Here is a 26000-nt window from a genome sequence, read left to right on the forward strand (position 1 = left end):
CAGAGGACACCGCCATGCCCGACGAACTGCTCGCCCGCCTGCGCCGCTTCCACGAGCACACCTTTCCCGGCGTGCAGGAACAGTTCCAGGATCTGGTGCGCGACGGCCAGCACCCGACCATCCTGTTCATCGGCTGTTCGGATTCGCGCCTGGTGCCCTATCTGCTGACCGGCACCGGTCCGGGCGAACTGTTCATCGTGCGCAACGTCGGCGCCTTCGTGCCGCCCTACGACGGCGGCACGCAGCGCGGCGAACTGGCCGGCTTCCACGGCACCGCTGCAGCGATCGAGTACGCAGTACTCAACCTGAAGGTCGCGCACATCGTCGTCTGCGGCCACAGCCATTGCGGCGGTGTGCGTGCGCTGTACGAAGGCGTCGGTCCCGACGCGCCGAATCTGAACGCCTGGCTCGACCTCGGGCGCGAGGCGGTGCTGCCGGTGCAGCTCACCGATGAGGCGCTGCGCCGCACCGAACAGCGCGCCGTCGTGCTGCAGCTCGAAAGGCTGATGGACTATCCGATGGTGCGTCGGCAGGTCGACGCCGGGCAGCTCGCGCTGCACGGCTGGCACTACGTGATCGAGGACGGCGAGGTGCACGTGTTCGATGTACATGTCGGCGCCTTCGTGCCGGCATCGAGTTCAGATCACAGCGGCACTGGTCCTTTCCTGCCCTTCGCCAGCGACGACATCAGCCCGGTGGATGCGTGGTGAGTCATACTCGCGCCATGCCCACGCACGACCTGCCCCACGACTTCGCGCCGAGCAACCGGCGCGACTTTCCCGGCCGCCGCTGGCTGCTGGTCGCGCTGCGCTCGCTGCATCTGGTCGGCGTCGTGCTGGTGGGCAGCGCACTGCTGACCGGCCACGACGAATACCGTCGCGGCGCGGCCGCGCTGATGCTGGCGACCGGCCTCGGCCTCTATGGCATCGAGGTGTGGAGCAAGCCGCGCCACGCAGTCGAACTGGCCGGGCTGTTCATTCCGCTCAAACTGCTCGGCGTCGCCGCGATGATCACGCTGCCGCAGTTCGCCGCCGGCATCTTCTGGCTGCTGCTGATCGCCTCGTCGGTCGTATCGCACGCGCCGGCGCACTTCCGCCACCTGCGGGCCGGGCGCGATCACTGAACGACGCGCGCGGCCCGCGCCTCAGGCCAGCATCCGCACCTGCACCTCGCGCGCCCACTGCCGCGTACCGGCCGCCGCAACGAAGGCCGCCGGATCGTCGGCGGCAACCACGCCTGCGTCGGCCTGAAGGCCGCCCGCGCGAAACAGCACCTCACCGCCCGCGTCGAGCGCCAGCGCCTTCAGATGGCCGAAGGCATCGCGCACGAAATCGATGGCAGCCGACTCGTTCAGCAGCGTCGCAGCCCCCTCTTCCGACAGCAGCACGGCCACCGCGTCGAACAGCACCGACGGCGCGCCGGCAAGCTGCATGTCCGCCGCCCGCATCGCGCCATCCGACATGCAGGCGCCGCCGACCTTCGGGGCAACGATCTTCACCCGCGCGCCGGCCTGGGTCAGGGCGACCACGAGCACATCGACGGTGACGCGGTCCGAACCGTCGGCGATCAGTATTCCGACGACCCGGCCGGCGAGCGTCGGCGGTGTCTTGCCTATGGTGCGCAGCGGCGGCGAAGGCGGCAGGTCCTGCACCGGGCAGGCCGGCAACGGAGCGTCCGGCAGCGCATCGAGGGCCAGGCCCTTCGCCACGCGCTGCGCCAGCGCCTCGTCGATGTTGCGCAGATGACCTGTCATCGCCTGCCGCACGTGCAGGTGTTCCACCTTGGACAGTTCGAGCACCAGCGCGGACGCGATGTGCGCCTGTTCGTATTCCGTCTGGCTGCGCCAGAACTGGCGAGCCTGGCTGTAGTGATCGGCAAAGCTCGCGGGGCGCACGCGCCCCTTGCCGCCTTCCTCGGCGACCGCCGCGCTGCGGAAGCCATCCGGCGTCTCGCGCGCCGGTGGCGGTGTCAGTGAGCTGGGTTCGTAGGCGACGCGCCCCTTCGGCTGCAGCATCTGCATGTGGCCGTCGCGCTGCTGGTTGGCGAACGGGCACTTCGGCGCATTGACCGGAATCTGCTGGAAGTTTGACGAGCCGAGCCGCAGCAGCTGGGTGTCGAGATAGGAGAACAGCCGCCCCTGCAGCAGCGGATCGTTCGAGAAGTCGATGCCGGGCAAGATGTTCGCCGGACAGAAGGCGACCTGTTCGGTTTCGGCGAAAAAGTTGTCGGGCCAGCGGTCGAGCACCAGGCGGCCGATCACCTGCAGCGGCACCCATTCCTCCGGTATCAGCTTGGTGGCGTCGAGGTGGTCGAACGGGAAATCGGCGGCCTGTTCCTCGGTGAACAGCTGCACCGCCAGCTCCCACTCCGGGAAGTCGCCGTTGCTGATGGCCTCGAACAGGTCGCGCCGGTGGTAGTCCGGGTCGGCACCGGCGATCTTCACGGTTTCGTCCCACACCGTGGATTGCAAACCCAGCTTGGGTCGCCAGTGGAACTTCACGAAGGTGGACTCGCCGTTGGCGTTGAGCAGCCGGAAGCTGTGGATGCCGAAGCCCTCGATCATGCGCAGCGAGCGCGGCAGCGTGCGGTCGGACATGATCCACATCACCATGTGCATGGATTCCGGCGTCAGCGAAATGTAGTCCCAGAAGGTGTCGTGCGCAGTCGCCGCCTGCGGGAAACCGCGGTCGGGCTCCATCTTCACGGCATGCACCAGATCCGGAAACTTCATCGCATCCTGGATGAAGAACACGGGAATGTTGTTGCCGACCAGGTCCCAGTTGCCCTGAGGCGTGTAGAACTTTACGGCGAAGCCCCGCACGTCGCGCGGCGTGTCGACCGACCCGGCACCGCCGGCCACCGTGGAAAAGCGGCAGAAGACGGGCGTGCGCGCGCCGACCTCGGTCAGCACCTGCGCCGTCGTGTACTCGCCGAGCGAGTGCGTCAGTTCGAAATAGCCGTGCGCGGCCGAGCCACGGGCATGCACAATGCGTTCGGGAATGCGCTCGTGATCGAAGTGGGTGATCTTCTCGCGGAGAACGAAATCCTCCAGCAGCGTCGGCCCGTGCGTGTGCGCGCGCAGCGAATTCTGGTTGTCGGAGACGGGCACACCCTGATTGGTGGTCAGCGCCGGCTGATCGCCCTGCGCCGTCTGGTGAAGCTCGCCGCCCGCTGCTTGCGGGACCGCGTTCGCGTCGGTGCCATCCGTGTTCCTTGCCTGCCTGCTCATGTGCGATGTCCTCCGTGTTGATCGTTCGATGCCGCACGGCGGCCGCAGCCGCCGCGCGCCCTTCACATCCCGTTACGTCTGCCCCCGGACGAAGGGGTCGCGTGGCGCGAAGAGGAGGACGCCTTGCAAGCGCGGTGCCCGACCCCGCGCACCGCGCGCGGGCTGGCTGCCCGCATTCCGGGTAATTCCTGGCAATCCGCTTGAAGAATGTGCGCGGCCTGCGGGCTGCTGCGGGCATCGGCCACCGTGGGGCCGGGAACAGCGATTGCTGTGACAGCTCGACTGCACGGCAACGAGCAGGCACCGGATCCGGCCGGTCTCCGGACCCTTCATCCAGCAATCACGAAAGCGAGGAAACGGATATGAGCCTTGGAACCATACTTCTGATCATCCTCATCCTGGCCCTGATCGGTGTTCTTCCGACCTGGCCGCACAGCCGCGCCTGGGGCTACGGACCGGTGGGCGGCGTCGGCCTGGTCGTTGTCATCCTGGTCGTCCTTCTGTTGATGGGGCGGATATGACGTGCCTGCACCTCGCGTATCCCGGACTGCACCAACGGATGCGCGGCGCGTCGGCCAGCGCAGCCCTGTTGCTGACGCTGGCCGGCTGCGGCGACGTGGCCGAGCTGCCGGTTTCGGCCGGCAGCGGGCCGCACCCGCAACTGCCACCGCCTCGTTCGACGCTGCTGCCGACCATGCACATCGCGCCCGCCAAGGGCTGGCCCGAAGGCGGCGCGCCGCTGCCGGCAACCGGCACCCGGGTGACCGCCTTCGCGCGCGACCTCGACCACCCGCGCTGGCTGCTCGTACTGCCGAACGGCGACGTGCTGGTGGCGGAAACGAATGCGCCAGAGCGCCCGGACGACCGCACGGGCATCAAGGGCTGGGTGACCGGGATGGTGATGAAGCGGGCCGGCGCCGGGGTGCCCAGCGCCAACCGCATCACCCTGCTGCGCGATACCGACGGCGACGGCACGGCCGACGTGCGTTCGGTCCTGCTCCAGCGGCTGAACTCCCCGTTCGGCATGGCGCTGGTCGGCGACCGGCTCTACGTGGCGAACACCGACGCCGTCGTCCGCTTTCCTTACCGGACCGGCGCGCTCGAAATCACCGATGGCGGAGAACGGGTGACCGACCTGCCGGGCGGCACGCTGAACCATCACTGGACGAAGAACCTGATCGCCAGCCCCGACGGCAGCAAGCTCTACGTCACCGTCGGCTCGAACAGCAATGTGGCCGAGAACGGCATCGAGGCCGAGGAAGGTCGCGCCGCGATCTGGGAGGTCGATGTCGCCAGCGGCGACAAGCGTCTGTTCGCGACCGGTCTCAGAAACCCCAACGGCATGGCCTGGGACAGCACGGGGCGCACCTTGTGGACGGTGGTCAATGAGCGCGACGAGATAGGCAGCGATCTGGTGCCTGACTATCTGACGGCAGTCGACGAAGGCGCCTTCTATGGCTGGCCCTACAGCTATTACGGTCAGCACGTGGACCGGCGCGTCGAAGCGCAGAAGCCGGAACGGGTTGCCACGTCGCGCGTGCCCGACTACGCCCTTGGCCCGCACACCGCCTCGCTCGGCCTTGCCTGGTCGGCCGGCAACGCACTCGGCAGCGCGTTCGCGCAAGGCATGTTCATCGGTCAGCACGGTTCGTGGAACCGCAAGCCGCACAGCGGCTACAAGGTGATCTTCGTGCCGTTCGAAGGCGACCGTCCGGCAGGCGAGCCGATCGACGTACTCACCGGCTTCCTCAGCGGCGACGGCGACGCGTACGGGCGACCGGTCGGCGTGGCCATCGACCGCAAGGGTGGCCTGCTGGTGGCCGACGACGTCGGCAATACGATATGGCGCATCAGCGCTGCGAACGACGCGAGCGGCGCGCCAGCACCCGCCTCTCCGGCAGACAACTGAACATCTTGTCGAAGCGCCAGCCGCGGCACTGACCGGGGCTGAGCGGCGGCGGCGAGTTCGATTCGCCGCCGTGTCCGCCCCCTCTCGTCCTCACTCTTCCTCACTCCTTCCGCCGCGATCGCGCTCCGTCGATCGCTGAGACGTCGCACGCCCGCACGAGACACCCGTCTCTGTTCCGGCCGCAAAAACCGGTACACCCGTATCCCGCCGGCGATTGTCCCGGATCATGCCGGGCGCATTTCCCGGATTTCCATCGGCACCGATCTTGCGTCGTCCTGGCACGCAGCGGCAGACCGCCGTTGCGTTCCACAGACGAACACAACGAACTCGATTGGAGAGAGGAAACATGGCGATGCTGAATTCCGCGGGCGCTTTTCCCCGCGCAGCCAGGAAGACATTGTGGCTGTCCATCATGCTCGGCGCCGCCCCGCTGGCGATGGCCGCTGCGGGCGACGGCAACTGGACCGAGTACAACGGCGACAAGGCCGGCTCGCGCTATCTGGCCGGCGGCAAGGTGAACGCGCAGAGCGTGAAGTCGATGAAGGTGGCATGGCGCTGGGCCATGCCGGACAACAAGATCTGGCAGGACAACGCCGAACTGCGCACCTGGGTGAACCAGTCGACGCCGCTGGCCATCGACGGCGTGCTGTACTCCAGCTCGCCGATGGCGATGGTGTCGGCGATCGACGGCAAGACCGGCAAGACCTTGTGGACCTACGACCCCAAGGCGTATATCGAAGGCACGCCGCCCAATCTGGGCTTCATCAGCCGCGGCCTGTCCTACTGGGCGAACGGTGAGGACAAGCGCATCCTGGTCGGCACCGGCGACGGCTACCTGATCGCGCTGAATGCGAAGACCGGCAAGCCGATCGAATCGTGGGGCGACAAGGGTCGGATCGACATGACCAAGGGCTTGCGCCGCTTCGTCGACCGCTCGCTGGTTGCCCTCACTTCGCCGCCCATCGTCTGCGGCAACACCATCGTGCCCAGCCTGGCCGTGCTCGATTCCTTCGCCGTCGGCCGCGCGCCGATGAAGAACCATCCGCCGGGCGACATCCAGGCTTTTGACATTCGCAGCGGCAAGCGCGTGTGGCATTTCGAACAGCCGCCGCAGGAAGGCCAGCCGGGCAACGAAACCTGGGAAGACGGTTCGTGGAAAACCACCGGCTCGGCCAATATGTGGGCGCGCCCGAGCTGCGACGAGGAACTGGGTCTGGTCTACCTGCCCTTCTCGACGCCGACCAATGACTTCTACGGCGGCCACCGCAAGGGCAACGGCCTGTTCGGCGAGTCGGTGGTGGCGCTCAACGCCAAGACCGGCAAGATCGCCTGGTACCAGCAGATCGTCCATCACGGCCTGTGGGACTACGACCTGCCGACCGCACCCAACCTGATGGACCTGACGGTCAACGGCAAGAAGGTGAAGGCGCTGGCGCAGGTGACCAAGCAGGGCTTCGTGTTCACCTTTGACCGCAGCACCGGCGCACCGGTGTGGCCGATCACCGAGAAGCCGGTACCGCAATCCACCGTACCGGGCGAACGGTCCTCGCTCACGCAACCTTTCCCCAGCCTGCCCGCGCCCTTCGTGCAGCAGGGCGTCACCGAGGACGACCTGATCGACCTGACGCCGCAGCTGAAGGAGGAGGCGAAGAAGATCCTGTCGCGCTACAACTACGGCCCGCTGTACACGCCGCCGACCATCGACAAGGCCGGCACGCTGCAGGTGCCAGGCGTGCTGGGTGGCGCCAGCTGGGCCGGTGCCGCGCACAACCCGAAGACCAATGTGCTGTACGTGCCGTCCTTCACCATCCCCTTCGGCATCAAGCTGAAGAAGGAGAACGAGGGCGTGTACGACTACACCGGCACCTGGGCCGGCGTCGGCGGTCCGCAAGGTCTGCCGCTGTTCAAGCCCCCCTTCTCCACCGTCACCGCGATCGACATGAACACCGGCAAGCACCTGTGGCGCGTGCCGGCCGGCAAGGGCCCGGTCGATCACCCGGCGATCAAGGACCTGAAGCTGGACCGCGTCGGCGTGCCGCGCGAAAGCTTCATCGCGCTGACCGACGACGTGCTCTTCCTCGCACCGGAAGGTACGAACTCAGTGATCGGCCTGTCGTCGCGCGGCAACGCGCTGATCACGCAGGCGACCGCGGAAGAGAAGGAACCTTTCCTGTACGCGCACGACGCGCGCACCGGTGACGTGCTCGGCGAAGTGAAGCTGCCGGGTGCCGCCTTCGGCGCGCTGATGACCTATCGCGCCGGCGGCAAGCAGTACGTCGTGGTGCCGATCGGTGGCGCCGGCCTGCCGGCCGAGCTGGTGGCCGTCCAGGTCGATTGAGGCAGGACGCGGCAAGCCTGCGTCCGGACCGTGTCGCGCCGACGCGCGGCACGGTCATCAACTACACGCACTCCCCGGAACGGATCAATGGATATACGGAAACTCACCTTCGCAGCCCTGATGAGCTGCATGGCTTCGGCGATGGCCTTCAACGCCGTGCTGCCGGACAAGGCAGCGGAAGGCGCCGCACCCGCCGGCCCCGCCCCCTTCGACCTCGCCGACCCGGCCCGCATCAAGGCCGGCCAGGGTCGCTTCCAGTCGACCTGCGCCGACTACTGCCACGGCCACAAGCCGGCTCTGTTCATCGAGCGTGAGGGACTGGAAGCGGAATACGTGTTCAACACCATCCGCGACGGCGGCAAGGGCGCGACGCCGATGCCGCCCTGGGGCGAGGTGTTCACGCAGGAAGAGATCTGGGAACTGGTGGCCTACATCAAGTCCATCGGTCGGTGGTAAGCGCCCGCGGCGGCACCGGACGCGCGCCGAGCACCCGCTCGATATCGGCGCACGTCGCCAGCAGCGCTTCGTCCTGCCAGCGGCGGCCGACGAACTGGAAGCCCACCGGCAGGCCGTCCTCGACGCCGGCCGGCAACACAACCACCGGGCTTCCGGTCAGCGAGAACGGCGTCACCATGCCGATGGCCGCTTCGACAAATGGCCATGGCGCAGCGTCGACCTCGATATCGGGCGGACGGCGCCACCACACGAGCTCCGTCTGCGGGTGGGCGACCGTGCAGGCCACCGGGCACAGCCAGGTGTCCCAACTGTCGAGGAAGTGTTCGAGCGCGCGCACCATGCGGTCGCGGGTGTTCAGCGCGCGGCTGTAACGCTGCGCGTCCAGCGCCAGCCCCTGTACGAAGGCGTGCGCGATCGGCTGGTCGCGCGTCACGAAGCGGCCCATCACGGCGATCAGCCGACGCGCCAGCGCCGGCATGCCGAGCCCGATCTCGGTGCCGGCGATCCAGCCGTAGGCCTGCCAGGCCTTGATCACGTCGAAACCTTCCGGGCAGCGCCGCTCGACGACGCAGCCCGCGGCCTCCAGCGCCGCCACCGTGCGCGCCAGCAAAGCACGCGTGCGGCGGCACAGCGGCAGGCCGCCGAACTCGTCCCACCACGCAATGCGCATCGGCCCGGTCAGCGGCGGCGCCGGCTGGAACGGCACGCGCGGCACTTCGACATCGAGCCCGTCCGGACCGGCCAGCACCGCCAGCGCGGTCTGCAGGTCGGCCACCGCCGGCGCCAGCGCACCGAAGGACAGCAGGTGGCGCACGCTGCGCCGGCCGCCCGGCAGATGCGGAATGTGGCCACTGCGCGGAATCCGGTTCTCGGTCGCCTTCAGCCCGGCCACGCCGCAGCAGGCAGCCGGTATGCGGATCGAGCCGCCGATGTCGCTGCCCGGATCGGTGTACGAAAAGCCCATCGCCACGGCGGCCGCGCTGCCACCGGAACTGCCGCCCGGCGTGAGCGCCAGGTCCCATGGATTGCGCGTGGGGCCGAACAGAGGGCTCCAGCACTGCGGCGTAGCCGCCAGTTCCGGCAGATTGGTCTTGCCGACCAGCACTGCGCCGGCCGCCTTCAGCCGCGCGACGACGGTCGCGTCGGTCGCGGGCACGTAGTGCGCCAGCGGCGGATGGCTGGCGGTGGTGCGCAGGCCGGCGGTCTCGAATGCATCCTTCACCGTCATCGGCACGCCCAGCAGCGGCGGCAGCTCGCCACCTGCCGCACGCCGCGCATCGGCGGCGCGCGCAGCGGCGTATGCGCCGGCCTCGTCCAGTGTGACCACCGCATTGATGTCGGCGTTGTGCTGCCGAATGCGCGCCAGGCAGACCTCCAGCTCATCGACGGCCGTGCTGTCGCCGCGTGCGATGCGGGCAGCGACGTCGAGTGCGGAGTCGGTCATGGCAGGAGACGGAATGGCTCGGACGGCGTGACGATAGCGCATCCGGATCGATGAATCCGGAATGGTCGTCGGCCGTCGTTCAGGACGATGCGACCGGCACCATTGACACCGATCAACGCCGCTCGCACGCGCCGGTGACAGCATGAGTACAAGGAGGACGACACGATGAACACCCCGCTCACCCAGGCCGACCGCGAACAGCTGGAACGCCGTCTGCGCGCGCGTCACGACGCGCTCACCGCCCACATCCAGGCACAGCTTGCCGGTCGCACACGGGCCGAACACGCGCGCGACGTGCTGCTGCAAGACGGCGACGACGCGCCACAGCGCAGCGCCGACCGTGAGATCGATCTGGCGATGACCGATCTCGAAACGGTCGAACTGGCCGCGCTCGACGCCGCGCTTCAACGTCTGGCCGACGGTCGCTACGGCCTTTGCGCCGAATGCGGCACCGACATTCCGCTCGCCCGGCTGCAGGCCGAACCACAGGCTGCGCTGTGCGTCGGCTGTCAGGGTGCCCGCGAACGGGGGCGCCCGCACGCGGCCAGCCTCTGAGGCGCGAGCTCTGACGGATGACGGCCGTCCCGCGTGGGGCGATCGTGACTGGTAAAAGGCCGCCGCCGTTCGCCGGCTTCAATCCGGGCTGCTGTCGGGGTCAGAAGACCCCTCCCACAGAACCCCAGCCCAGACTCGGGTCGTAGCCCGGGCGCACCGCCCCCTGTGGGAGGGGTTTTCTGACCGAGACGCAGCCGCCGCAGTCCACCGGTTTCGACACAGGCCGCGGTCAGGTCAGAAGATCCCTTCCACAGAACCCCGGCCACGGCTCAGACCTTGGCTCTGGCGTACCGCCCCTGTGGGAGCGGTCTTCTTACCGCGACGCGGCCGTCGCAGCACACCGGCTTCGATACAGGCCGCGGTCGGGGTCAGAAGACCCCTCCCAAAGAAGCACCTCCGGACTTGGATTCACCGTCGCCAACCCCATCTGACCGTCGACATCCTTCCGGGGAGCAACACCATGCATGTCGTCTGTCCGCAATGCAGCGCCACCAACCGCATTCCCGACGAACGTCTGGGCGACGGCCCGGTCTGCGCGCGCTGCAAGGCGCCGCTGCTTGAAGCTGCGCCGTTCGCGCTCGGCGACGCGAACTTCGATTCCTATGTCGGCCGCACCGAATTACCGGTGGTCGTCGATTTCTGGGCCGACTGGTGCGGCCCCTGCCGCATGATGGCGCCGCAGTTCGAAGCGGCTGCCCGACAGCTGCCGCAGGTGCGCTTCGCCAAGGTCGATACCGAAGCCGCGCGGCAGACCGCAGCGCGCTTCGCCATCCGCAGCATTCCTACGCTGATGCTGTTCCGCGACGGCGTCGAAGTCGCCCGACAGCCGGGCGCGATGAGCGCCGCCGACATCGTGCGCTGGGTGCAGTCGCAAGCGCGCAGCTAGAAGATCACCCGCTCCGGTGCCCGCCTTCCTCAAGGGACGGTCGGTCAGGGGCTCCGATTCAGGCCGCTATCGCGAGCACGCTCGCTCCCACAAAGTGCTCGCTTCCTGCCGCCGGGGAGGTGCCGTTTTGTGGGAGCGACCTCCGGTCGCGATGCGGCATTGGCTGGCCGTCGACGCCGATTCAGGCCGGAATCGTGAGCACGCTCGCTCCCGCAACAACACGGTCCTCAGCCGTCCACCCGGCGCATCGGCAGCATGTCCGACGCGACGAAACCGTGCCGCGCGTAGAAGCGCTGCGCATCGGCATTGACGCGGTCGGTCAGCAGGGTGATGCGCGGACAGCGCTGTACGCGCGCGAAGTCGATCGCGGCGGTCAGCAGCGCACTGCCCACGCCGGCGCCGCGGGCGGACGGCGCGACCACCATGTCTTCCAGCAGCACGACGCGTTCACCGAGCGCAGTCGATACGGTGAACAGCAGATTCACCATGCCGACGATTTCGCCTTCGCGTCGCGCGACCAGCACGCTGCCAACGCGCGGGTCGCTGACGATCATCGCCAGCCCGCGCGCCTGGGCGGTGGTGTCCGGCGTGAATTCGGCTTCCTGCGCGAACAGCGCGGACAGCAGTCCGCACAGCGCGGGAATGTCGGCGGGTGTGGCGGTATCGATCTGCATCATGCGGGCTCCTGGAATACAACCCGCATGATGACCGGATTCCGGCCGGACGATCTAGTCAGGCAGCCGTTCGAACCGCAACTGGGGCACGCCGTCGATCTCGACCAGCCCGACGAACATGTCATACGGCCTCACCCACAGCCCCGAATCGTTGTACAGCGGCCGGTACAGCACCATGGGCTCCAGCGTTTCGCTGTGGCGGACGACGCCGACCACCTCGTACTCGCCGCCCTTGTAGTGGCGGTAGCGACCGGGGGCAATGGCGGGGAGCGGTGACAGATCACTCATCGGACGGGGTCAGCGCGTGGCTTCGGTTCGGATGTATACCGTCCGATACTTTAGCCGCAGGCGACACGGATTGCAGGTGGGACATCACGGCAGCGAATGCCCCGGATGCACCATCCGCACGCCATGCGACCTGCGCGCTTCTTGTCGCGTCAGCCGCAACGGCGACGGCGCGCGGCCAGGCCTGTCAGACCAAGCCCGGCGAGCAGCATCGCGTACGCGGAGGGCTCCGGCACAGCCAGCACCGCCACGCCGCGCACCTGCGACGGGTTGAACGGCAGATTGGGGTCGAAGTCCTGCTGCGCCCGGATCACTTCCACGGCGTCGCTGCCGTCCAGCGCCATGCGTACGATGCGGCCGGCGCCCTGCGTCGTGTTGCCCTGGGGCGTAGTGAACAGGCCCTGCAGCGCCGACACGTAGATGGTGTCGTCGGTCACGTCGATGCCATTTAGGAATCCGAGCCCGCTGGCCAGCGTGGTTAGACCGCTGCCGTCGAGGTTGGATCGCTTGACGAAGCCGTCGGTCGTGGTCAGGTAGATGTAGCCACCGGTGACTTCGAAGTCGTAGGCATTCACGCCGGTGAGCAGCGTCTGCGCGCCCGAGCCATCGAGATTCGAGCGCATCAGGCGGTTCGACGTGCCGACCTGGCTCCAGAACACGCTGTCGGCCGTCACGTCGATCGCGAACGGCGAGCTCAGGCCGCTGAGTACGGTCGCCGCCGGCGGAAAGTTCAGCGACAGATCCAGCCTCAGGATGTCGCCCGAGTTCTGCCGCGTCACGTAGAGCATGCCGCCCTGCACATCGATGTCGTAGGCGCCGGCGACGTTATAGGTCTTGAAGCTGCTGCCGTCCGGCAGCATGGACACGACGCGGTTCAGCTGCTGGTCCGGCCACCACAGGCGACCACCGACGAACTCGACGCCATTCGGCCCCTTCACGCGAGTCGGATCGGTCACCAGAGCGCTCGACGCGCCACCCGGAACGGACGCCGAATTGATCGAACCGATGGTGGCGAACCGCGGCAGAAACTGCTGATAGGTTTCCGACCACACCAACTGGTCGGCCGCAACGGCGGCGAAGCTGCTACAGGACAGCGCAAGCGCGAGGAGGTGACGACCCCGTTTTTTCATTTTTGGTGATCTCCGGATCAGTGCGGCGAAGGATTCTTCGCCCGGCGAGTCGGAGCAAAAGACATTCCTTCGCGCATGAAGCGCCGAAGGGGTGGTGGTGGCAGGCAGAAAGGCCGCAAATCGCCGGAGATGGCGCAAAGACCGGCCAGAGCACAAGACACCTTTCCGCTCAGCCACTTGGCGCCGCCGGACATAGGCTCTCGGCCGCCCGCCCATGCATTGCGCGTAGATCGCTATCGAACCGGCTTCGAGAAATCTGCCCGGTCGTGCGCCGGGCGCCAGACGTCCATGCACGCCGACGGTGCCGGGTGCAAAGAAATCCGACAGGGGATGGACAAGAACCCCGGTCGGGACTAACTTGATTGGAAGTGATTGGGAGTGATTAATGGCTTCAGCAGACACCCGAGTGATGACCGCTCACCTGCCGGTTGCGCTGGCGGAGCAGGTGGACGAATTGGCGGCGCGACTTGAGCGTTCGCGCGGCTGGGTGGTGAAGCAGGCCCTTGCCGCCTACGTCGAGCGCGAAACCGAGCGCTACCGCCTGACGCTGGAAGCGATGGCAGAAGTGGATGCGGGGAACGCAGTAAGCCACGACGACGTGAAGGCTTGGGCGGCGACCCTCGGCACGGATCTGTCCGGAAAACAGCCTGAATGACCCTCAGATGGACGCGCGCAGCGCTCGGTGATCTGCAACGGCTGCACGCTTCCCTTCGGCCAGTGAATCCGGAGGCCGCGGCCCGCGTGATTCAGCGTCTGAGCGCGGGTCCGGACCTGCTTCAGACCCAGCCGCGCATCGGCACGAAGCTGCCCGAATTTGAACCGCGCGAAGTACGCTACATCCTCATCGGCGACTACGAACTGCGCTATGAAATCACTGCCGATCAGACAGTCTGGATATTGCGCGTATGGCACACGCGCGAGTTTCGTTGACGTACAGCCTGTCGTTGGCGTGATCGCAACCCGCCGATAACCAGATTGGACGAAGCGCGAGCCTGGCAATCTTCGGGACGGCTCGCACAATCCCTCAACGCGGCGCATGATTGATCAGCACGAACGACGGGCGCCAACGGAAGTTCGAGCCTCCGCTCGGGCAAGGACAGACCTCATCCGCCCACCTGCTCCAGCAACACCTCAAACCCCGGCCACCCCTCCTTCGTCAGCGCGAACTTGCTGGTCGACTTGCGACCCTTCCGGTTGTCCTTGTCGCCCGAAGTGAGTCCGTCGATGAAGGCTGCGCGGTCCTCGACCCAGCTGCCGCCGAGCAGGGTCACGCCGCGCGCGAACAAGGCGTCGGGCAGGCAGCCGGCGCTGGGGCCGACCATGGCGAACCAGCGGGCGGCGCGGCAGTGGGCGAGCATGCGGTCCAGCGTGTCGTTGAGCAGCAGCGTGCTGGTGGACAGCACCTTGCCGCAGCTTTCGAGCGCGGCGGCGTCGGTGGTGACGCGCCAGCCCTCTCGCTCGCCGACCGCGCTCTCATCCAGTTCGATCACGGTAAGCCGGGCGCCAGCGGCGACGATGCGCTCCACCAGCGGACCGAACAGGCCGATCATGCCGATGGCCTCCCCCGGCTGCGGGTCCATCTGGCCGATCGAGTCGCTGCTGCCATCCGGCCGGTAGCCGGCGCGATCGAACAGGCAGCGGGTGATCGCGTTGGCGCAGACGAAGCCCAGTGTGCGATCGACGCCCTGCCCGCTCACGTAACGGCGCGCCAGTGCCAGCGCGTCGGCGCCCTTCAGGTCATCGAGGCCGGGGCCGCTGCGCAGGCGCACAAGTGTGTCGTCGAGCAGCACGTAGGAGAGGCCGATGCTGCCGTCCTCCAGTTCCAGCGCGCAGAACTCGCCCCGTGCGTGGCCGCTCTGGCCGTCGCGGCAGGGTTCGTCCGGCCGTGACGGCGGCAGGTGCAGGGCGCGCACGCGCGGCAGCGGCATGCGCTCGGCGATGCGTTCGATCTGGGCGAGGTAATCGGTGGCAAAGCTCATGATGTCGGGTCGTCGGACGAAGGTTCGGGTGGCAACAGATCGGCAGGCAGGGGCTGGCCGCGCCGCAGGCCGGCGCGCACGGCAGCCGATGCGATTTCGCCGCTGACGGTGGCGTCGCGGTTCTCGGCGGTGCGCAGCGCGCCCGGGAAGTAGAGTGCGGTGAGGCGGTGGGTATGCACCGGCGAATCGCTGCCGCGCGCGCCGTCGCCGTAACGGCGCCAGTCACGCACCGGGTGGATGTGGTCGGCCACTTCGAGGAAGCCTATCGTTTCGCGGTCGCCGATCAGCACGCCCTGCACGCGCAGGCCGAGCGCGCGCTTGGCGTCGTCGAGCCGGGCAACCAGCTCGGGCGTGGCGCCGAATTCGCCGTCGGAGGCGATCAGCAGGTCGGCCATCTGCCAGGCCGCCTGTTCGAGGCAGGCGATGGATTTTTCCAGCGGGCCGCAGATGTCGGTGCCGCCCTTGAAGCCCTGGCCGAGGAAGTGGATGAGCCGGCCGATGCCGTCGGCGTCGACGCCGATCTGCATGTCCACCACCTCACCCGCACCGCCGAAGGCGAACACGTGGCAGGCGCGGCCCTGCGTGTGCGCCGTGCGCACCGCTTCGAGCACGACAGCCTTGGCGACTTCGCCGGCGCCACCCTGCATCGAGCCGGAGGTGTCGACGCAGACCAGCAACGGCCCCATTTCCAGCCGCCGGTCCGGCTGAGGATCGGGCCGCGGCCGCAGCACCGGCGCGTCGATGTGGCGCACCTCGGTCATGCGGTCGTCGTCCTCGTAGCACAGCAGCGTGCGCTCGGCGCGGCGGGCGTGCCACACCAGGCGCAGCGCCGGATGGCCGAGCAGCACCGATTCGGCCGGCAGCATGCGGGCGATGCGGTCGGCGCGATGCACGCCGCGCGTCTCGCCCGGCATGTCGGGCACGCGCACGGTGCGCTGTTCGGTTCGGCGCGCGACCGCGCTGTCCATCACCTCGACCTGACTGCGACTGGCGTCGTCGCGTTCTTCGAATGGCCGCGCGCGGCCGAGCCGGCGTATGCATTCGGCGAGTTCGGGCAGCCGTTCGAGCAGGCGGCGGATGCGCAGCACCTCGCGCCAGCCTTCGGATTTCAGCAGGCCGGGCAGCAGGTCCCAGCGCGCGTTCTTGCCGTCGTCCGGCAGCTTGCCGAACACCTCCATCAGTTCGTCCATCTGGCCGCGACGGTTCTGCCAGTCGGAACCGAAAGCCTCGATCGCCATGCGCGTGGCGCGCGCCTCGGAAGCGCCACGGTCGCGGTAATCGGGGATGAAGTCGAGATGGAACAGCAGGCTCTGCACGACCACGTCCGTCAGTTCCTGGCGGCCGGTGCAGTAGGCCGGCAGATCGAGTTCGGCGAGGGTTTCGCACAGCGCGGCGATCAGATCCGGCGTCGGCCAGCACCAATCGACGGCCGGCGGCACGCGGCCGCCGATCAGCGCGGCGCGCAGCGCCACCAGTGCCGCCAACCGCGGTTCGAGCCGGCCCTGCGCCTGCGTCAGCGCACCCAGCCACAGTGTGCGCGGCAGCGCGTCGAGTGCGGCCAGCCGCGCCTCGCGCGACTGGAACAGCAGCGGCGTCTGCGTGCTCACACCAGTGGCTCGTGCGTGACCGGCTCCGGCACGTCGGCGTAGCGCACGGCCTCGTCGGCGGACAGCCGCGGCAGGTTCTCGAAACCGCGGCGCGCGTCGCGCGCGCGCTCGGCCAGTTCGGCGATCAGCGAAGCGGTCGCCGCCAGGTGGGCATCGACACGGGCGAGCAGCGCTTCGTCCAGCCACAGCGTGCGGGCGCGGGTGACGGCGAGGCTGGCGCGTTCGGCCGCCAGTTCTTCCGCGTAGGCGGCGATGCGCGCGAGCAGGTCGTCGATCTGCGCGGTGCGCGCGGCGATGTGCGCCGGGCCGTAGCGACGGCGGCGGCTGTAGCTCATACGCAGCGCTCCCGCGCCGCCCTTGGCGTCGCCGATCTCGCCGGCCAGTTCCTCGGCCTTCTCTGTGCCGACTTCCGACGGAGAGAAGCGCAGCCGGCCGGATTCGTCGTAGTCGAGGTCGTTCGCGTTCTGCTCGGTTTCGAGCTGCGCCTGGAAGGCCTGCACGACGCGGGTGAGCCGCGGCGGCGCGTAGGCCTCGCGCACACCGAGGCGCGCATGCAGCCAGTCGGCGACCTCGGCCTGGCGTTCGGCGTCGGGCGCGACGCAGGCGGGCAGCAGCAGCAGGTCCCACAGCCCGACCTCGGCGCGGCCCTCGGCGGCCGCGGCCACGCGCAGCAGCCACACCGTCTTCACCCAGCGACGGTCCGACACATAGGTGCCCTGTTCCGCCAGTTGCGCGCGCAGATCGGCCAGCACGCCGACCACGCGCGCCGACAGCGCGACTGCGTGCGCCGCCAGCGACACCGCGCCGAGGTCTTCGTCGCCGAGCGCGAGCGCCTCGTCCGGCGGCGTCCATTCGTCGGCGCAACCCGCTTCGAGCAGCGCGGCAAAGCCATCGGCGCTGACGCGACCGACCGGCACACGTAGCAGGAAGCGGTCGAAGAAGGCCTCACCCACCTCGTCGTCCGGCACTTCGTTGGTGGCGCCGATCACGCTCACCAGCGGGCACAACTGACGGCCGGCGCCGTTGTCGAACTCGCGCTCGTTCAGCAGCGTCAGCAGCGCGTTCAGGATGGCGCTGTTGGCCTTGAACACCTCGTCGATGAAGGCGATGGTGGCGTCCGGCAGGAAACCGTCGGTGTGGCGCTCGTAGCGGTCCTCTTCGAGCGCGCGGATGGACAGCGGGCCGAACAGCTCCTCCGGTACCGAAAAGCGGGTGAGCAGGCGCTCGAAGTAGCGGGCGTCGCGGAAGGCGCGGTGCAGACGACGCGCCAGTTCGCTCTTGGCCGTGCCCGGCGGGCCGATCAGCAGCGTATGCTCGCCGGCCAGCGCAGCCAGCAGCGCCAGGCGCACGACGTGGCGGCGCTCGACCAGACCACGCTCCAGCGTGGCGAGCAGCGCGGCCAGGCGCGACGCGAAAGGGGATTCGACGGCGACAGCAGGTGCGGACATCTGGGTGGGTCTCCGTTGTTCAGCGCAGGATGCGGCTGGCGACCAGCGCGTGCGCGCGCTGTGCACAGGCTTCGACGTCGATCTCGTGCAGACCGTCGACGCCGACTTCGAAAATGCCCGCTTCGGTCACGATGAAATCCATCGGAATATCGTGCGGCTGCGGGTGGATGGTGGGGATGCGTGACAGTTCGAAGGCCACGCCTATCTTCAGCGGCTGCACCGCGCAGGCCGCCAGCGTGCGGTCGAAGAAACCGCCACCGTAGCCGAGACGGTAGCCGCGCGCGTCGAAACCGACCGGTGGAATCAGCAGCGCGTGCGGCTGCACGACATTGGTGTCGTCGGGCACCGGCAGGTCGTACACGCCGGGCGTGGTCGCCACACCGGGCCACCATTCGCGGAACACCAGCGGCGCCTTGCGCTCGACCACTTCGGGCAGCGCACCGCGCGCACCCTGCACGCGCAGCGAGCGCAGCAGATGGCGCGCGTCGAATTCGCCGCGGAAGGGCCAGCAGAAGCCGACCGTCATGTGCTGCAGCAGCGGAAAGCCGGCTTCCAGATAGCCGGTGATTTCGACGTTGCGCGCCATGCGCTGTGCCGGATCGACCGCCTCTCTCTCGGCCAGCAGGCGCTGCCGTTCGGCACGCCGCCAGGCGGCCAGATTGTCCGGGGTGCTCATGCGGGCATCTCCTTCCTGTGTAGACCTGCACTCACCGCACGCAGCATGACGACGGCAAACAGCAGGATGGCCAGCGCGTGACCGGCGCCGGCGACCATCAGTGCATCATGCCGCCCGACGCCCACCGCGACAATGCGCAGCGCCAGACTGGCTGCAAGCAGCCACAGTGGCAGGCGCGCGAGACCGGTGTAGACCGGCCGCAGTCGCAGCAGCGCCGGCAGGATGATAGGCGCGTGGCCGAACACCATAGCGAACACGAAACCGAGCAGCACTGCGTGCAGTCCGGTCGCGGCGACCGCAGCGGCGTCAACCGACAGTTCCCCGTACAGCCCGAGCAGCGCCCCCACCAGCAGCCACAGATAACCTACAGTCAGGCACTGGGCCGTATGACCGGGCCAACCGGCCGCGCGCCAGGCGCGCGGCGCGATGTCCCAGCACAGCAGCCAGACAGCCAGCAGCGCGCAGCCCGTCCACAGCGAGAAGGGCAGCAATCCGCTGACACCGAGCGCAATCAGCAGCACTGCGGCGACGAACAGCCGGCGCGCCAGCGGCGGCAGGCGCACCATCTGCGTCAGTTCGCGCCGTTCGCCGGCGATGGTGAGTACGAGGAAGCCGACGCCACCGCGGGTCAGCGCGCCGAGGTCGCCGTGCAGCATCCACAGCAGGACGCCGATCAGCCAGCACACCGCGCCACCGGCTTCGACCAGCAGGTGCAGCGACCAGGCACGGGTGACGCCCGCATAGATATAGAGGGCGACAAGGCCGGCCGCTGCGGCCGCCCAGCAGACCTGGGCCAGCGGCAGCAACACCGGCACCTGCGCCAGCACGCCGCCGATACCTGCCAGCAGCGGCGCCAGCAGGCCGGTCAGTCGCTGCAGCGCGACCGCGCGTTCGAGTGCGATCAGGGTGCCGAAGAACGCGCACAGCATCAGCGCGCCGTGCACCGGCGCCGGCATTGGGGGCAGCGGCACCCCGAGGCGCGCCAGACCGCCGGTCATGCCGGACAGCAACGCGAACGCCGCCAGCAGCGCGCAGGCGGCGACCGCCCTGCCCCACAGCGGCGAGCGCGCCGGTTTCATCCCAGCCGCACCGCGCGACCGTGGCGGTCGACCGGCATCAGGCCGTCGAGCCGGCCGGCCTTGATCGACTCGACCATGCGGTCGAGCGCGCGGTCGACGTCGGCCGCCGTCGGCGGCTGGCCGTCGCGGCCAGACAGCGCAGCGACGAAGGCAATGGCCCAGTCCGGCGCAAACAGCTGCGACTCTTCGATCAGCGCCGCGAAGTCCTGCAGTTCGTGCGGCGACTTGTCGACGCAGACCTGAGGCACCAGCGCCCCGCCCTGCCCCGCCTCGAAGCGGGCGCGCTCGGCCGCGGAGACGCCGTCCGGCAGTTCGGCTCGGGCGAACACCAGCAGCAGGCGCTGCGGCTCTGGCTGCTGGCGTGCGGCGGCGAGCAGGTCGTCAAAGGTGGAAATCTGCATGCGGAAGGCTCCGTGGATGATCGGGGTGTCTTACCAGCCGAAGCGTAGCTGCAATGCCGGACTCATGCGGCCCGGATGCCACTCGGTGTCCCAGTCGAACTCGACCTTGACCATCCAGCCAGGCGGGCAGGCGGCGCGCAGTGCAGCGGTCGCGTCCTCGATCAGCACCTCGCCCATCGGGCAGGTCGCGCTGGTGGGAATGAGCACGACGTCTACGCGGCCGTCGCCGATGTCGATGTGTTTGAGCAGGCCGAGGTCGACGATGCTTTCCGCCAGCTCCGGGTCGGGCACCGTGTGCAGCGCGGCGCGCAGTGCCTCAATGGTCGGGATGTTCGCGGTCATGAAACCCTCCTGAGTGGCGCGAAGCTGCCCGGCGACTGCGCCAGCAGATCGGCCAGCGTATGACCGTCGAGGTGAGCGAGAAAGGCCCGCAGCGCGCCATCGACGATGGCGGTGAGCCGGCAGCGTCCTTCGAGCGTGCAGCCGGTACGCGGCGTGTCGGTCAGACATTCGACCAGGCGGAAATCCGGCTCGACGCTGCGCACGACCGCACCGAGGCGGATATCGGCCGGCGCCTGTGCCAGCCGCATGCCGCCGCCCTTGCCGCGTATCGTCTCGAGCCAGCCGGCAAGCGCCAGCTGGTGCGTCACCTTCATCAGGTGGGCCTCGGAAATGCCGTAGGCCTGCGCCACCTCGGCGATGGTGCACAGCCGTTCCGGATGCTGCCCCACGTGCATCAGCAGGCGCAGCGCGTAGTCGGTCATCGTCGTCAGGCGCATGTTCAGCTCCGGCGGGGCGTGATGGAAACCGGCTGCACGGCCGGGCCGGCGCGGTCCGGCCGTGGGCGGATCATCATCGGGAAGAAGCGCCACAGGTAGAGCGCGAAGGCGAGCGCCCACGCGGTCGCGGCCAGGTGCAGCAGATGCACCGATGCGGCCGAAGGGTGCAGTGCGGCCAGCCGCAGCACGGCGGCGGCGATCACCAGCGCGTAGGCGGTGACCATGCTGCGGTCTGTTTCGAGCGGCCGGCCGAGGTGACCGAGCGCGGTGCGCGTGATCATGCCGATGATGAGCACCGAAAAGCCGCCCATCGCGATCACATGCACGTGCAGCGCGGCCGGCAGACCGGCGCCGGCAGCACGTGCTGCCGCCAGCAGCAGACCGGCGCCGAGCGACACGTAGCCGACGTACAGAATCCACAGCAGCGGCTTGTGCAGCACGCGCCACGGCTTCCAACTCGCCCACTGCACGAGCGCGATGCCGCCCGCCGCGGCCAGCGCGGCCGCCTGCACGAGCGGCCAGCCGGCGAGCAGACCGAGCACCGCCAGCGCACTCGCAATCAGCTGCGCCATGCCGCTTTTCAGATGGGTGGGCACGGTCAGGCCGGGCACCGCGCGCATGGCGAAGAAGGGAATGACGCGCCGGGCGACCAGCAGCGTGAGCAGCGCCATCACCAGCAGGCCGGCGTTGAAGTGCTGCATCAGCGTGCCGTAGTCGCCGGCGCGGGCGGCGATCAGGAAGGCAGCGTCGGTCGCGCCGAGTGCCAGCAGCATGAAGGGCACGGCGTAGTTGCGGGTATTGCGCGACAGCAGCACCGAACGCCCGAGCGCAGCCGCGGCCAGCGCGAAGAAGGCGACGTCGGCCAGTGCGCCGACCAGGAAGGCGGCGTCGCCCGGCAGCAGGAAGGCGGCGCGTGCCACCATCCACGGCAGGCACAGCACGGCCAGTGCGCGCCCTTCGATCGGGTTGATGCCAGTCCAGGCGCCACCGGCCGTCATCAGGAAGCCGACCGCGATGGTGGCAACGAAGCCCCACAGCATTTCATGCGCGTGCCAGGCCAAGCCGCCCAGCGTGCCGCCCGCCAGCTGCGGCGCAAATATCCATAGCGCCACGGCAACCAGTGCCCACAGCGCGCCAGCCAGGTAGAGCGGGCGGAACCCCATTTCGAGGAAGGCGTCGGCCGAGGGCGCGTGCGCCGGGCTGGTCGCCGGTTCGTCGATGGAAAGCAGGATGGCCATGTTCGCGGTCCGTCAGGTTGACGGCTGCAAACATATATCCTCGATAGACCTTAAGACTTGACGCAGGACAAGCCGGGCGTCTGCGTCCAACTGAAAGGCCGGAATCAGCGGCCGGTCGAATCCTGCTCGCTGCGGATGACCTCGCCTTCGATGACGCGGCCACCGCTGGCCGGCACGTCGCCGAAGGGCGTCTGCATCGGGTTGTCCATCTGTTCGCGCATGCGCCGACGCAGTTCGCGCGTCTTCCACCACATCCATCCCCAGAACAGCAGGCCGCCGACCACCGCCACGGCGACGACCACCACCGAGAACATGAGGCCGAGCACCAGCAGGCCTCCGGCGGCAATGACCGCGAACAGCTTGCCGAAGAAGCCCTTGGGCTGGATGTGGATCTGCCGGCCGTGCAGGCGCCGGGAGGATGGATCGGTGTACATGCGTGGGCGCCCCTGTCTGTGCGAACCGTCGATATGGGGCTGACCGCGGGCGCTTGCAAGGGTTCGCCGGAGCCGCGGGTCAAAGGCCCTGTCGCGGCCAAGGCCGCTCCCACAGGGAAGGGCGCCTGACCCGCGACCCGAGCCGGAGCCGGGCTTTTGTGGGAGCGAGCTTGCTCGCGACAGCCGCCTGTATCGAAGCCCGTAGTTTGCAGCGGCCGCATCGCGGCCAAGGCCGCTCCCACAGGGAGGGGCGCCAGACCTGCAGCCTGAACCGGAGCCGGGCTTTTGTGGGAGCGAGCTTGCTCGCGATAGCCACCTGTATCGAAGCCCTGCAGCCCGATCCGCGACTACAGCCGCCGGTGTGGCTGTTCGACCAGATTCTGGTAGACGTAGCTCTTCAGGAACACCGAAGTCTGCGCGTTGATGTCGTCGAATTCGACGCCATAGGCGGGCTCGCCGGTGTCGGGTACTTCGTGGCGATTGCGGATGTGGCCGCTGACGACGACGCGGGTGCGCACCTTGTGGATATCGAGGATCAACTCCAGCGACACCTTGTCGCCGACCTCGCGGCCGGGTTGCCAGACACGCACTTCGGCGCCGGTGGCACTGAGGTTGGTCACCACCGTGGGCACCGGCTCGTCGGTGTCCATCACGCGGGCGCTGATCGAGGTGGCGATGCGCTCGGCGTTGCGGATCTGCCGCATCGAAATGCGGCGCGGGAACTCGAGATGCAGGTATTCGAAGGGGCGCACCGAACGTTTGCCGACGACGGTGCTGAAACCATAGGCATGGCGACCGGAGAAGGCGCGCACGCTGATGGCGTCACCTTCGATCGGCGGGCCGGCCCAGGGGCGCGTATCCGGCATCGTCACCAGCACGCTCAGCTCGTTCACCCAGCCGATCAGCTTGACCACGCCCGGCTGGTCGCCGAGCTTGGCCGGCGGTTCGATCACCATGCGGTCACCGACCTTGAGGCCGATGTCCTTGAACAGCACGTCCTGGAGTGTGGTCGCAGCATCGCCGGTCTTCACGGCGTCTTCGATGGGGCTGGCGGCTCTGGTATTCATTGTTGTTCCGACACGGCGTAAGGCGTTGATCGGCTACCCGAAACGGGTTTAACGATTTATCCGCGTGGAACTGAAGGGGCCGGAGGCCGTCGGCGCAAAAAATTTTACATTTCACGCGCCGACCGGCCACCGCGTTCAGAGCAGGTGCTTTGCCGCCTCCAGACCCTTCTGCGCGCACTCCTCGTCCTCTGCCTCGCTGCCGCCGCTGACGCCGACGCCACCGATGTGCACACCCTTCGACGTCATGATGGGCAAGCCACCGATGATGGAAGTGGTGCGCGGCAGCACTTCCGCGCCCGGAATGCCCTTCGCCAGATCGCGGAACTGACGGGTGGACACCGGCAGGCTGGCCGACGTGTCGGCCTTCAGTTGCGCGACCTGCACGCTGATCAGGATGCTGCCGTCCATCCGGCTGAAGTACTTCGGGTTGCCGGCGCTGTCATGCACCGCGGTAATCATGCGCCAGCCCTTGCTGGCGGCGTACTTTTCGCAGCCCTCGGCAATCGCCTTGGCGGTGGTCAGGTCGAGCGCCGGCTGCGCGGTCTGTGCGTGTGCGCTGCCCGCCGCGAGGGCGAAGGCGAGCGCTGCGGTGATGCGTGTTTTCATATCGTGTTCTCCTTGTTGTGGTGTGACAGGCTCAGAACCAGTTTTCTTCGTCGGCCGCGGCCGCCTTCTTGTCGGCGACCTGCACGCGCTTCGCCTCTTCGCGCAGGAAGGCGATGATCTGGCGGATCTCTTCCGGCTTGAGCGCCGGGCCGAAGCCGCCCATCTGGGTGTTCGGCCGGCCTTCGGAAATGATCTTGAACATGTAGTCGTCGCTGTTCGCGCCGCCCGGGCCCCAGGCGCCCTTGACCAGCTGCGGGCCCTTGCCGCCCTTGCCACGTGAGTTGTGGCATTGCTGGCAGTTGCGGCCAAACAGCTCCTCTCCGGCGCTGGCGTCGCTGGCTGCAGGCGAACTGCCGCCGCCGGGACCTCCGGGACCAAAAGCCAGCGCCTGTGCAGCGCCGAGCGTCAGCGTGAGCGCGATGGCGTATCGCGCGGCCGCGCGTGTCAGGGGGTAGGTCATGAAATGTGCTCCATCGGAAATGCGGTGGGTCCGGCCGCGACAGGCGCCGCCGGACGGTGAATCAGAACCAGAGGTCGTCCTCGGCGCCGGCCTTGGCCTTCTCGGCCGCCTTGACCCGCTTTGCTTCCTCGCGCAGGAAGGCGACGATCTGCCAGATCTCCTGCTGCCTCAGCGCCGGACCGAAGCCGCCCATCTGCGTGTTCGGGCGGCCGTTGGCGATGATTCCGTACATGTAGCCATCGGTGTTGGCACCGCCCGGTCCCCAGGCGCCCTTGACCAGCTGCGGGCCCTTGCCGCCCTTGCCGCGCGAGTTGTGGCACTGCTGGCAGTTGCGGCCGAACAGCTCTTCGCCCGCTTTCGCAGCTTCCGGGTCGTTGGCCAGCGGATTGGTGGCCGGGATGGCGTCGTCGGCCTGCGCTCCGGCGATCAGGCCGGCGAGCAGCAGGCTCGCTGCGATGACACGAAACATCTGCAACTCCATTCGAATGCGGTGGCGCCGGCGGCGAGCCGCCAGCGTCGGTGGATCACGGGAAGCCGGCCCGGCGCGCGATGGCGTCCAGCGTGCCGTCGGCCTTGAGCGCCGCCAGCGCGTCGTTCACCTCGCCGCCGAGCGCCGCGTCGGCGCGCCGGCTGGCGATGACGAACCGGGTGGTCAGCGACGGTTCGGTCAGCACCTGACGTACGCCGATGCCGTCCGGCGGCGGAGCGTCAGCCAGGCGGCCGGCCCACACCAGTGCGCCAGCGATCTCGCCGCGCGCGAGCGCCTCCATCAACTGCCGGTGATTGCCGTAAGGCGTGCGGTTGTAGCCACCGGCCAGCAGATGCAGGTCGGCTGGCGTCGCGGTGACGGCGCCGACCCTGGCCTTGCCCATATCGGACAGCGACTTCACTTTGCCTGCCGTCGGGGCGACCAGCACGTAGCCGACCGACACATAGGGCGTCGAGGCGACCAGGCCGCGTTCGGCCAGGTCCTCACCACCACCCTCGGTTTCCGGCAGGCCGACGAACAGGTCGCAGGCGCCCGCCTGTATCGACTGCTTCAGTGCGCGCCCGATGCCGCCGCGCGACGGCACGACGATCCAGTTCAGCTTCAGTTCGCGACCGAGCTTCGCCGACAGCGCCTGCACGACCTCGACGTCGAGGCCGCGGGCACCGCCCGCGCTGGACGAGAACGGTTCGTTGCCGTCGACCACGCAGGCGGTCAGCGGCGCTGCATGCACGACGGAGGACAGCGCCAATGCGAGCGCGCAGGCGGCGGTGCGGAATACGGTGGACTTCGTCATGACGATACGGGGCGCCCTTGCGGGCGCCCCGGCTCCA

General features: G+C 68.5%; 30 protein-coding genes. 10 read left to right on the forward strand and 20 right to left on the reverse strand.

The window, feature by feature from the left end:
- Positions 1–14 precede the first annotated feature (14 nt).
- Both AC51BJ_RS07065 and AC51BJ_RS07070 read left to right on the forward strand, forming a co-directional pair.
- Positions 15–710 carry a carbonic anhydrase gene (locus AC51BJ_RS07065; RefSeq protein WP_496279756.1) on the forward strand — a complete coding sequence of 232 codons (696 nt, stop codon included), beginning with the start codon at positions 15–17 and terminating at the stop codon, positions 708–710.
- A 14-nt stretch (positions 711–724) separates the two neighbouring features.
- On the forward strand, positions 725–1123 hold the full coding sequence (locus AC51BJ_RS07070) for a hypothetical protein (RefSeq protein WP_430432913.1): 399 nt from the start codon (positions 725–727) through the stop codon (positions 1121–1123).
- Between the two features lie 21 nt (positions 1124–1144).
- Here AC51BJ_RS07070 and AC51BJ_RS07075 read toward each other — a convergent pair whose 3' ends face one another.
- Entirely contained in the window at positions 1145–3229 is a 2085-nt protein-coding gene (locus AC51BJ_RS07075; protein WP_496279757.1) for a catalase, read from the reverse strand.
- 362 nt (positions 3230–3591) lie between these two features.
- Between AC51BJ_RS07075 and AC51BJ_RS07080 the strand changes: the two genes are divergently transcribed.
- From AC51BJ_RS07080 to AC51BJ_RS07095, 4 genes are all read left to right on the forward strand, one after another.
- Positions 3592–3750 carry a DUF3309 family protein gene (locus tag AC51BJ_RS07080; protein ID WP_296809097.1) on the forward strand — a complete coding sequence of 53 codons (159 nt, stop codon included), beginning with the start codon at positions 3592–3594 and terminating at the stop codon, positions 3748–3750.
- 38 nt (positions 3751–3788) lie between these two features.
- Complete coding sequence (locus AC51BJ_RS07085; protein ID WP_496279758.1) at positions 3789–5138, forward strand: PQQ-dependent sugar dehydrogenase; 1350 nt, start codon at positions 3789–3791, stop codon at positions 5136–5138.
- 352 nt (positions 5139–5490) lie between these two features.
- Complete coding sequence (locus tag AC51BJ_RS07090; RefSeq protein ID WP_232419727.1) at positions 5491–7476, forward strand: pyrroloquinoline quinone-dependent dehydrogenase; 1986 nt, start codon at positions 5491–5493, stop codon at positions 7474–7476.
- 87 nt (positions 7477–7563) lie between these two features.
- Entirely contained in the window at positions 7564–7932 is a 369-nt protein-coding gene (locus AC51BJ_RS07095; RefSeq protein WP_430432909.1) for a c-type cytochrome, read from the forward strand.
- Here AC51BJ_RS07095 and AC51BJ_RS07100 read toward each other — a convergent pair.
- The gene (locus tag AC51BJ_RS07100) at positions 7910–9376 is read right to left on the reverse strand and encodes an amidase (protein ID WP_496279759.1); all 1467 of its coding nucleotides are present in this window, start codon (positions 9374–9376) and stop codon (positions 7910–7912) included. The two genes, AC51BJ_RS07095 and AC51BJ_RS07100, sit on opposite strands and share 23 nt — an antisense overlap.
- Positions 9377–9541: 165 nt before the next feature.
- Between AC51BJ_RS07100 and AC51BJ_RS07105 the strand changes: the two genes are divergently transcribed.
- Positions 9542–9931 carry a TraR/DksA family transcriptional regulator gene (locus AC51BJ_RS07105; protein ID WP_430432907.1) on the forward strand — a complete coding sequence of 130 codons (390 nt, stop codon included), beginning with the start codon at positions 9542–9544 and terminating at the stop codon, positions 9929–9931.
- Positions 9932–10391: 460 nt separating this feature from the next.
- The gene (gene trxC / locus AC51BJ_RS07110; protein WP_496279760.1) at positions 10392–10817 is read left to right on the forward strand and encodes a thioredoxin TrxC; all 426 of its coding nucleotides are present in this window, start codon (positions 10392–10394) and stop codon (positions 10815–10817) included.
- Between the two features lie 227 nt (positions 10818–11044).
- Here the strand turns inward: trxC and AC51BJ_RS07115 are convergent, their stop codons facing one another.
- From AC51BJ_RS07115 to AC51BJ_RS07125, 3 genes are all read right to left on the reverse strand, one after another.
- Positions 11045–11494: a GNAT family N-acetyltransferase gene (locus tag AC51BJ_RS07115; RefSeq protein WP_496279761.1), complete on the reverse strand. Its 450-nt coding sequence runs from the start codon at positions 11492–11494 to the stop codon at positions 11045–11047.
- Positions 11495–11545: 51 nt separating this feature from the next.
- A complete protein-coding gene (locus tag AC51BJ_RS07120) occupies positions 11546–11779 on the reverse strand; it encodes a DUF1653 domain-containing protein (RefSeq protein WP_430432904.1) in 234 nt (77 codons plus the stop codon).
- A gap of 149 nt (positions 11780–11928) precedes the next feature.
- Positions 11929–12906 carry a PEP-CTERM sorting domain-containing protein gene (locus AC51BJ_RS07125; RefSeq protein WP_496279762.1) on the reverse strand — a complete coding sequence of 326 codons (978 nt, stop codon included), beginning with the start codon at positions 12904–12906 and terminating at the stop codon, positions 11929–11931.
- 385 nt (positions 12907–13291) lie between these two features.
- On the opposite strand from AC51BJ_RS07125, the gene AC51BJ_RS07130 reads away from it, so the two are divergent.
- Positions 13292–13561, forward strand: coding sequence for a CopG family ribbon-helix-helix protein (locus AC51BJ_RS07130; protein WP_496279763.1), 270 nt, complete (start codon positions 13292–13294; stop codon positions 13559–13561).
- A complete protein-coding gene (locus tag AC51BJ_RS07135; protein ID WP_496279764.1) occupies positions 13558–13836 on the forward strand; it encodes a type II toxin-antitoxin system RelE/ParE family toxin in 279 nt (92 codons plus the stop codon). Before AC51BJ_RS07130 ends, AC51BJ_RS07135 begins: the two co-directional genes overlap by 4 nt.
- Before the next feature lie 173 nt (positions 13837–14009).
- Here AC51BJ_RS07135 and AC51BJ_RS07140 read toward each other — a convergent pair whose 3' ends face one another.
- The 15 genes from AC51BJ_RS07140 to AC51BJ_RS07210 form a co-directional block, all read right to left on the reverse strand.
- Positions 14010–14885 carry a Rossmann-like domain-containing protein gene (locus AC51BJ_RS07140; RefSeq protein WP_496279765.1) on the reverse strand — a complete coding sequence of 292 codons (876 nt, stop codon included), beginning with the start codon at positions 14883–14885 and terminating at the stop codon, positions 14010–14012.
- The gene (locus AC51BJ_RS07145; RefSeq protein ID WP_496279766.1) at positions 14882–16492 is read right to left on the reverse strand and encodes a VWA domain-containing protein; all 1611 of its coding nucleotides are present in this window, start codon (positions 16490–16492) and stop codon (positions 14882–14884) included. Before AC51BJ_RS07145 ends, AC51BJ_RS07140 begins: the two co-directional genes overlap by 4 nt.
- Positions 16489–17940 (reverse strand): AAA family ATPase, encoded by a 1452-nt coding sequence (locus AC51BJ_RS07150; RefSeq protein ID WP_496279767.1) that lies wholly within the window; start codon positions 17938–17940, stop codon positions 16489–16491. Before AC51BJ_RS07150 ends, AC51BJ_RS07145 begins: the two co-directional genes overlap by 4 nt.
- A gap of 19 nt (positions 17941–17959) precedes the next feature.
- Positions 17960–18616, reverse strand: a complete 657-nt coding sequence (locus AC51BJ_RS07155; RefSeq protein WP_496279768.1) for a 5-formyltetrahydrofolate cyclo-ligase — start codon at positions 18614–18616, stop codon at positions 17960–17962.
- Positions 18613–19695, reverse strand: coding sequence for a DUF8744 domain-containing protein (locus tag AC51BJ_RS07160; RefSeq protein WP_496279769.1), 1083 nt, complete (start codon positions 19693–19695; stop codon positions 18613–18615). Before AC51BJ_RS07160 ends, AC51BJ_RS07155 begins: the two co-directional genes overlap by 4 nt.
- The gene (locus AC51BJ_RS07165) at positions 19692–20096 is read right to left on the reverse strand and encodes a ribonucleotide reductase subunit alpha (RefSeq protein WP_496279770.1); all 405 of its coding nucleotides are present in this window, start codon (positions 20094–20096) and stop codon (positions 19692–19694) included. The genes AC51BJ_RS07160 and AC51BJ_RS07165 overlap by 4 nt, the downstream gene beginning before the upstream one ends.
- Before the next feature lie 30 nt (positions 20097–20126).
- The gene (locus AC51BJ_RS07170) at positions 20127–20438 is read right to left on the reverse strand and encodes a metal-sulfur cluster assembly factor (protein ID WP_496279771.1); all 312 of its coding nucleotides are present in this window, start codon (positions 20436–20438) and stop codon (positions 20127–20129) included.
- Entirely contained in the window at positions 20435–20875 is a 441-nt protein-coding gene (locus AC51BJ_RS07175; protein WP_496279772.1) for an RrF2 family transcriptional regulator, read from the reverse strand. Before AC51BJ_RS07175 ends, AC51BJ_RS07170 begins: the two co-directional genes overlap by 4 nt.
- A 2-nt stretch (positions 20876–20877) precedes the next feature.
- Positions 20878–22113: an NnrS family protein gene (locus AC51BJ_RS07180; RefSeq protein ID WP_496279773.1), complete on the reverse strand. Its 1236-nt coding sequence runs from the start codon at positions 22111–22113 to the stop codon at positions 20878–20880.
- A gap of 104 nt (positions 22114–22217) precedes the next feature.
- The gene (locus AC51BJ_RS07185; RefSeq protein WP_430432891.1) at positions 22218–22547 is read right to left on the reverse strand and encodes a hypothetical protein; all 330 of its coding nucleotides are present in this window, start codon (positions 22545–22547) and stop codon (positions 22218–22220) included.
- 347 nt (positions 22548–22894) lie between these two features.
- A complete protein-coding gene (locus AC51BJ_RS07190; RefSeq protein ID WP_430432890.1) occupies positions 22895–23614 on the reverse strand; it encodes a flagellar brake protein in 720 nt (239 codons plus the stop codon).
- 135 nt (positions 23615–23749) lie between these two features.
- The gene (locus AC51BJ_RS07195; protein WP_430432889.1) at positions 23750–24220 is read right to left on the reverse strand and encodes a GlcG/HbpS family heme-binding protein; all 471 of its coding nucleotides are present in this window, start codon (positions 24218–24220) and stop codon (positions 23750–23752) included.
- Positions 24221–24251: 31 nt separating this feature from the next.
- Positions 24252–24680, reverse strand: a complete 429-nt coding sequence (locus AC51BJ_RS07200; protein ID WP_496279774.1) for a c-type cytochrome — start codon at positions 24678–24680, stop codon at positions 24252–24254.
- Between the two features lie 61 nt (positions 24681–24741).
- Entirely contained in the window at positions 24742–25149 is a 408-nt protein-coding gene (locus AC51BJ_RS07205; protein ID WP_496279775.1) for a c-type cytochrome, read from the reverse strand.
- A gap of 55 nt (positions 25150–25204) precedes the next feature.
- Positions 25205–25963, reverse strand: coding sequence for a substrate-binding periplasmic protein (locus AC51BJ_RS07210; RefSeq protein WP_496279776.1), 759 nt, complete (start codon positions 25961–25963; stop codon positions 25205–25207).
- Between the last annotated feature and the right edge of the window lie 37 nt (positions 25964–26000).

It is taken from the genome of Methyloversatilis sp. S146-33 (assembly GCF_059552495.1).

Bases quoted from the DNA above. Each gene is read 5' to 3' on its own strand.
- AC51BJ_RS07130 (WP_496279763.1), top strand. From the start codon at position 13,292: ATGGCTTCAGCAGACACCCGAGTGATGACCGCTCACCTGCCGGTTGCG.
- AC51BJ_RS07065 (WP_496279756.1), top strand. From the start codon at position 15: ATGCCCGACGAACTGCTCGCCCGCCTGCGCCGCTTCCACGAGCACACC.
- AC51BJ_RS07160 (WP_496279769.1), bottom strand. From the start codon at position 19,695: ATGAAACCGGCGCGCTCGCCGCTGTGGGGCAGGGCGGTCGCCGCCTGC.
- AC51BJ_RS07190 (WP_430432890.1), bottom strand. From the start codon at position 23,614: ATGAATACCAGAGCCGCCAGCCCCATCGAAGACGCCGTGAAGACCGGC.
- AC51BJ_RS07150 (WP_496279767.1), bottom strand. From the start codon at position 17,940: ATGTCCGCACCTGCTGTCGCCGTCGAATCCCCTTTCGCGTCGCGCCTG.
- AC51BJ_RS07115 (WP_496279761.1), bottom strand. From the start codon at position 11,494: ATGATGCAGATCGATACCGCCACACCCGCCGACATTCCCGCGCTGTGC.
- AC51BJ_RS07140 (WP_496279765.1), bottom strand. From the start codon at position 14,885: ATGAGCTTTGCCACCGATTACCTCGCCCAGATCGAACGCATCGCCGAG.
- AC51BJ_RS07205 (WP_496279775.1), bottom strand. From the start codon at position 25,149: ATGTTTCGTGTCATCGCAGCGAGCCTGCTGCTCGCCGGCCTGATCGCC.
- AC51BJ_RS07105 (WP_430432907.1), top strand. From the start codon at position 9,542: ATGAACACCCCGCTCACCCAGGCCGACCGCGAACAGCTGGAACGCCGT.
- AC51BJ_RS07080 (WP_296809097.1), top strand. From the start codon at position 3,592: ATGAGCCTTGGAACCATACTTCTGATCATCCTCATCCTGGCCCTGATC.
- AC51BJ_RS07085 (WP_496279758.1), top strand. From the start codon at position 3,789: ATGCGCGGCGCGTCGGCCAGCGCAGCCCTGTTGCTGACGCTGGCCGGC.
- AC51BJ_RS07075 (WP_496279757.1), bottom strand. From the start codon at position 3,229: ATGAGCAGGCAGGCAAGGAACACGGATGGCACCGACGCGAACGCGGTC.
- AC51BJ_RS07125 (WP_496279762.1), bottom strand. From the start codon at position 12,906: ATGAAAAAACGGGGTCGTCACCTCCTCGCGCTTGCGCTGTCCTGTAGC.
- AC51BJ_RS07180 (WP_496279773.1), bottom strand. From the start codon at position 22,113: ATGGCCATCCTGCTTTCCATCGACGAACCGGCGACCAGCCCGGCGCAC.
- AC51BJ_RS07155 (WP_496279768.1), bottom strand. From the start codon at position 18,616: ATGAGCACCCCGGACAATCTGGCCGCCTGGCGGCGTGCCGAACGGCAG.
- AC51BJ_RS07185 (WP_430432891.1), bottom strand. From the start codon at position 22,547: ATGTACACCGATCCATCCTCCCGGCGCCTGCACGGCCGGCAGATCCAC.
- AC51BJ_RS07095 (WP_430432909.1), top strand. From the start codon at position 7,564: ATGGATATACGGAAACTCACCTTCGCAGCCCTGATGAGCTGCATGGCT.
- AC51BJ_RS07195 (WP_430432889.1), bottom strand. From the start codon at position 24,220: ATGAAAACACGCATCACCGCAGCGCTCGCCTTCGCCCTCGCGGCGGGC.
- AC51BJ_RS07165 (WP_496279770.1), bottom strand. From the start codon at position 20,096: ATGCAGATTTCCACCTTTGACGACCTGCTCGCCGCCGCACGCCAGCAG.
- AC51BJ_RS07070 (WP_430432913.1), top strand. From the start codon at position 725: ATGCCCACGCACGACCTGCCCCACGACTTCGCGCCGAGCAACCGGCGC.
- trxC (WP_496279760.1), top strand. From the start codon at position 10,392: ATGCATGTCGTCTGTCCGCAATGCAGCGCCACCAACCGCATTCCCGAC.
- AC51BJ_RS07090 (WP_232419727.1), top strand. From the start codon at position 5,491: ATGCTGAATTCCGCGGGCGCTTTTCCCCGCGCAGCCAGGAAGACATTG.
- AC51BJ_RS07175 (WP_496279772.1), bottom strand. From the start codon at position 20,875: ATGCGCCTGACGACGATGACCGACTACGCGCTGCGCCTGCTGATGCAC.
- AC51BJ_RS07120 (WP_430432904.1), bottom strand. From the start codon at position 11,779: ATGAGTGATCTGTCACCGCTCCCCGCCATTGCCCCCGGTCGCTACCGC.
- AC51BJ_RS07170 (WP_496279771.1), bottom strand. From the start codon at position 20,438: ATGACCGCGAACATCCCGACCATTGAGGCACTGCGCGCCGCGCTGCAC.
- AC51BJ_RS07100 (WP_496279759.1), bottom strand. From the start codon at position 9,376: ATGACCGACTCCGCACTCGACGTCGCTGCCCGCATCGCACGCGGCGAC.
- AC51BJ_RS07135 (WP_496279764.1), top strand. From the start codon at position 13,558: ATGACCCTCAGATGGACGCGCGCAGCGCTCGGTGATCTGCAACGGCTG.
- AC51BJ_RS07200 (WP_496279774.1), bottom strand. From the start codon at position 24,680: ATGACCTACCCCCTGACACGCGCGGCCGCGCGATACGCCATCGCGCTC.
- AC51BJ_RS07210 (WP_496279776.1), bottom strand. From the start codon at position 25,963: ATGACGAAGTCCACCGTATTCCGCACCGCCGCCTGCGCGCTCGCATTG.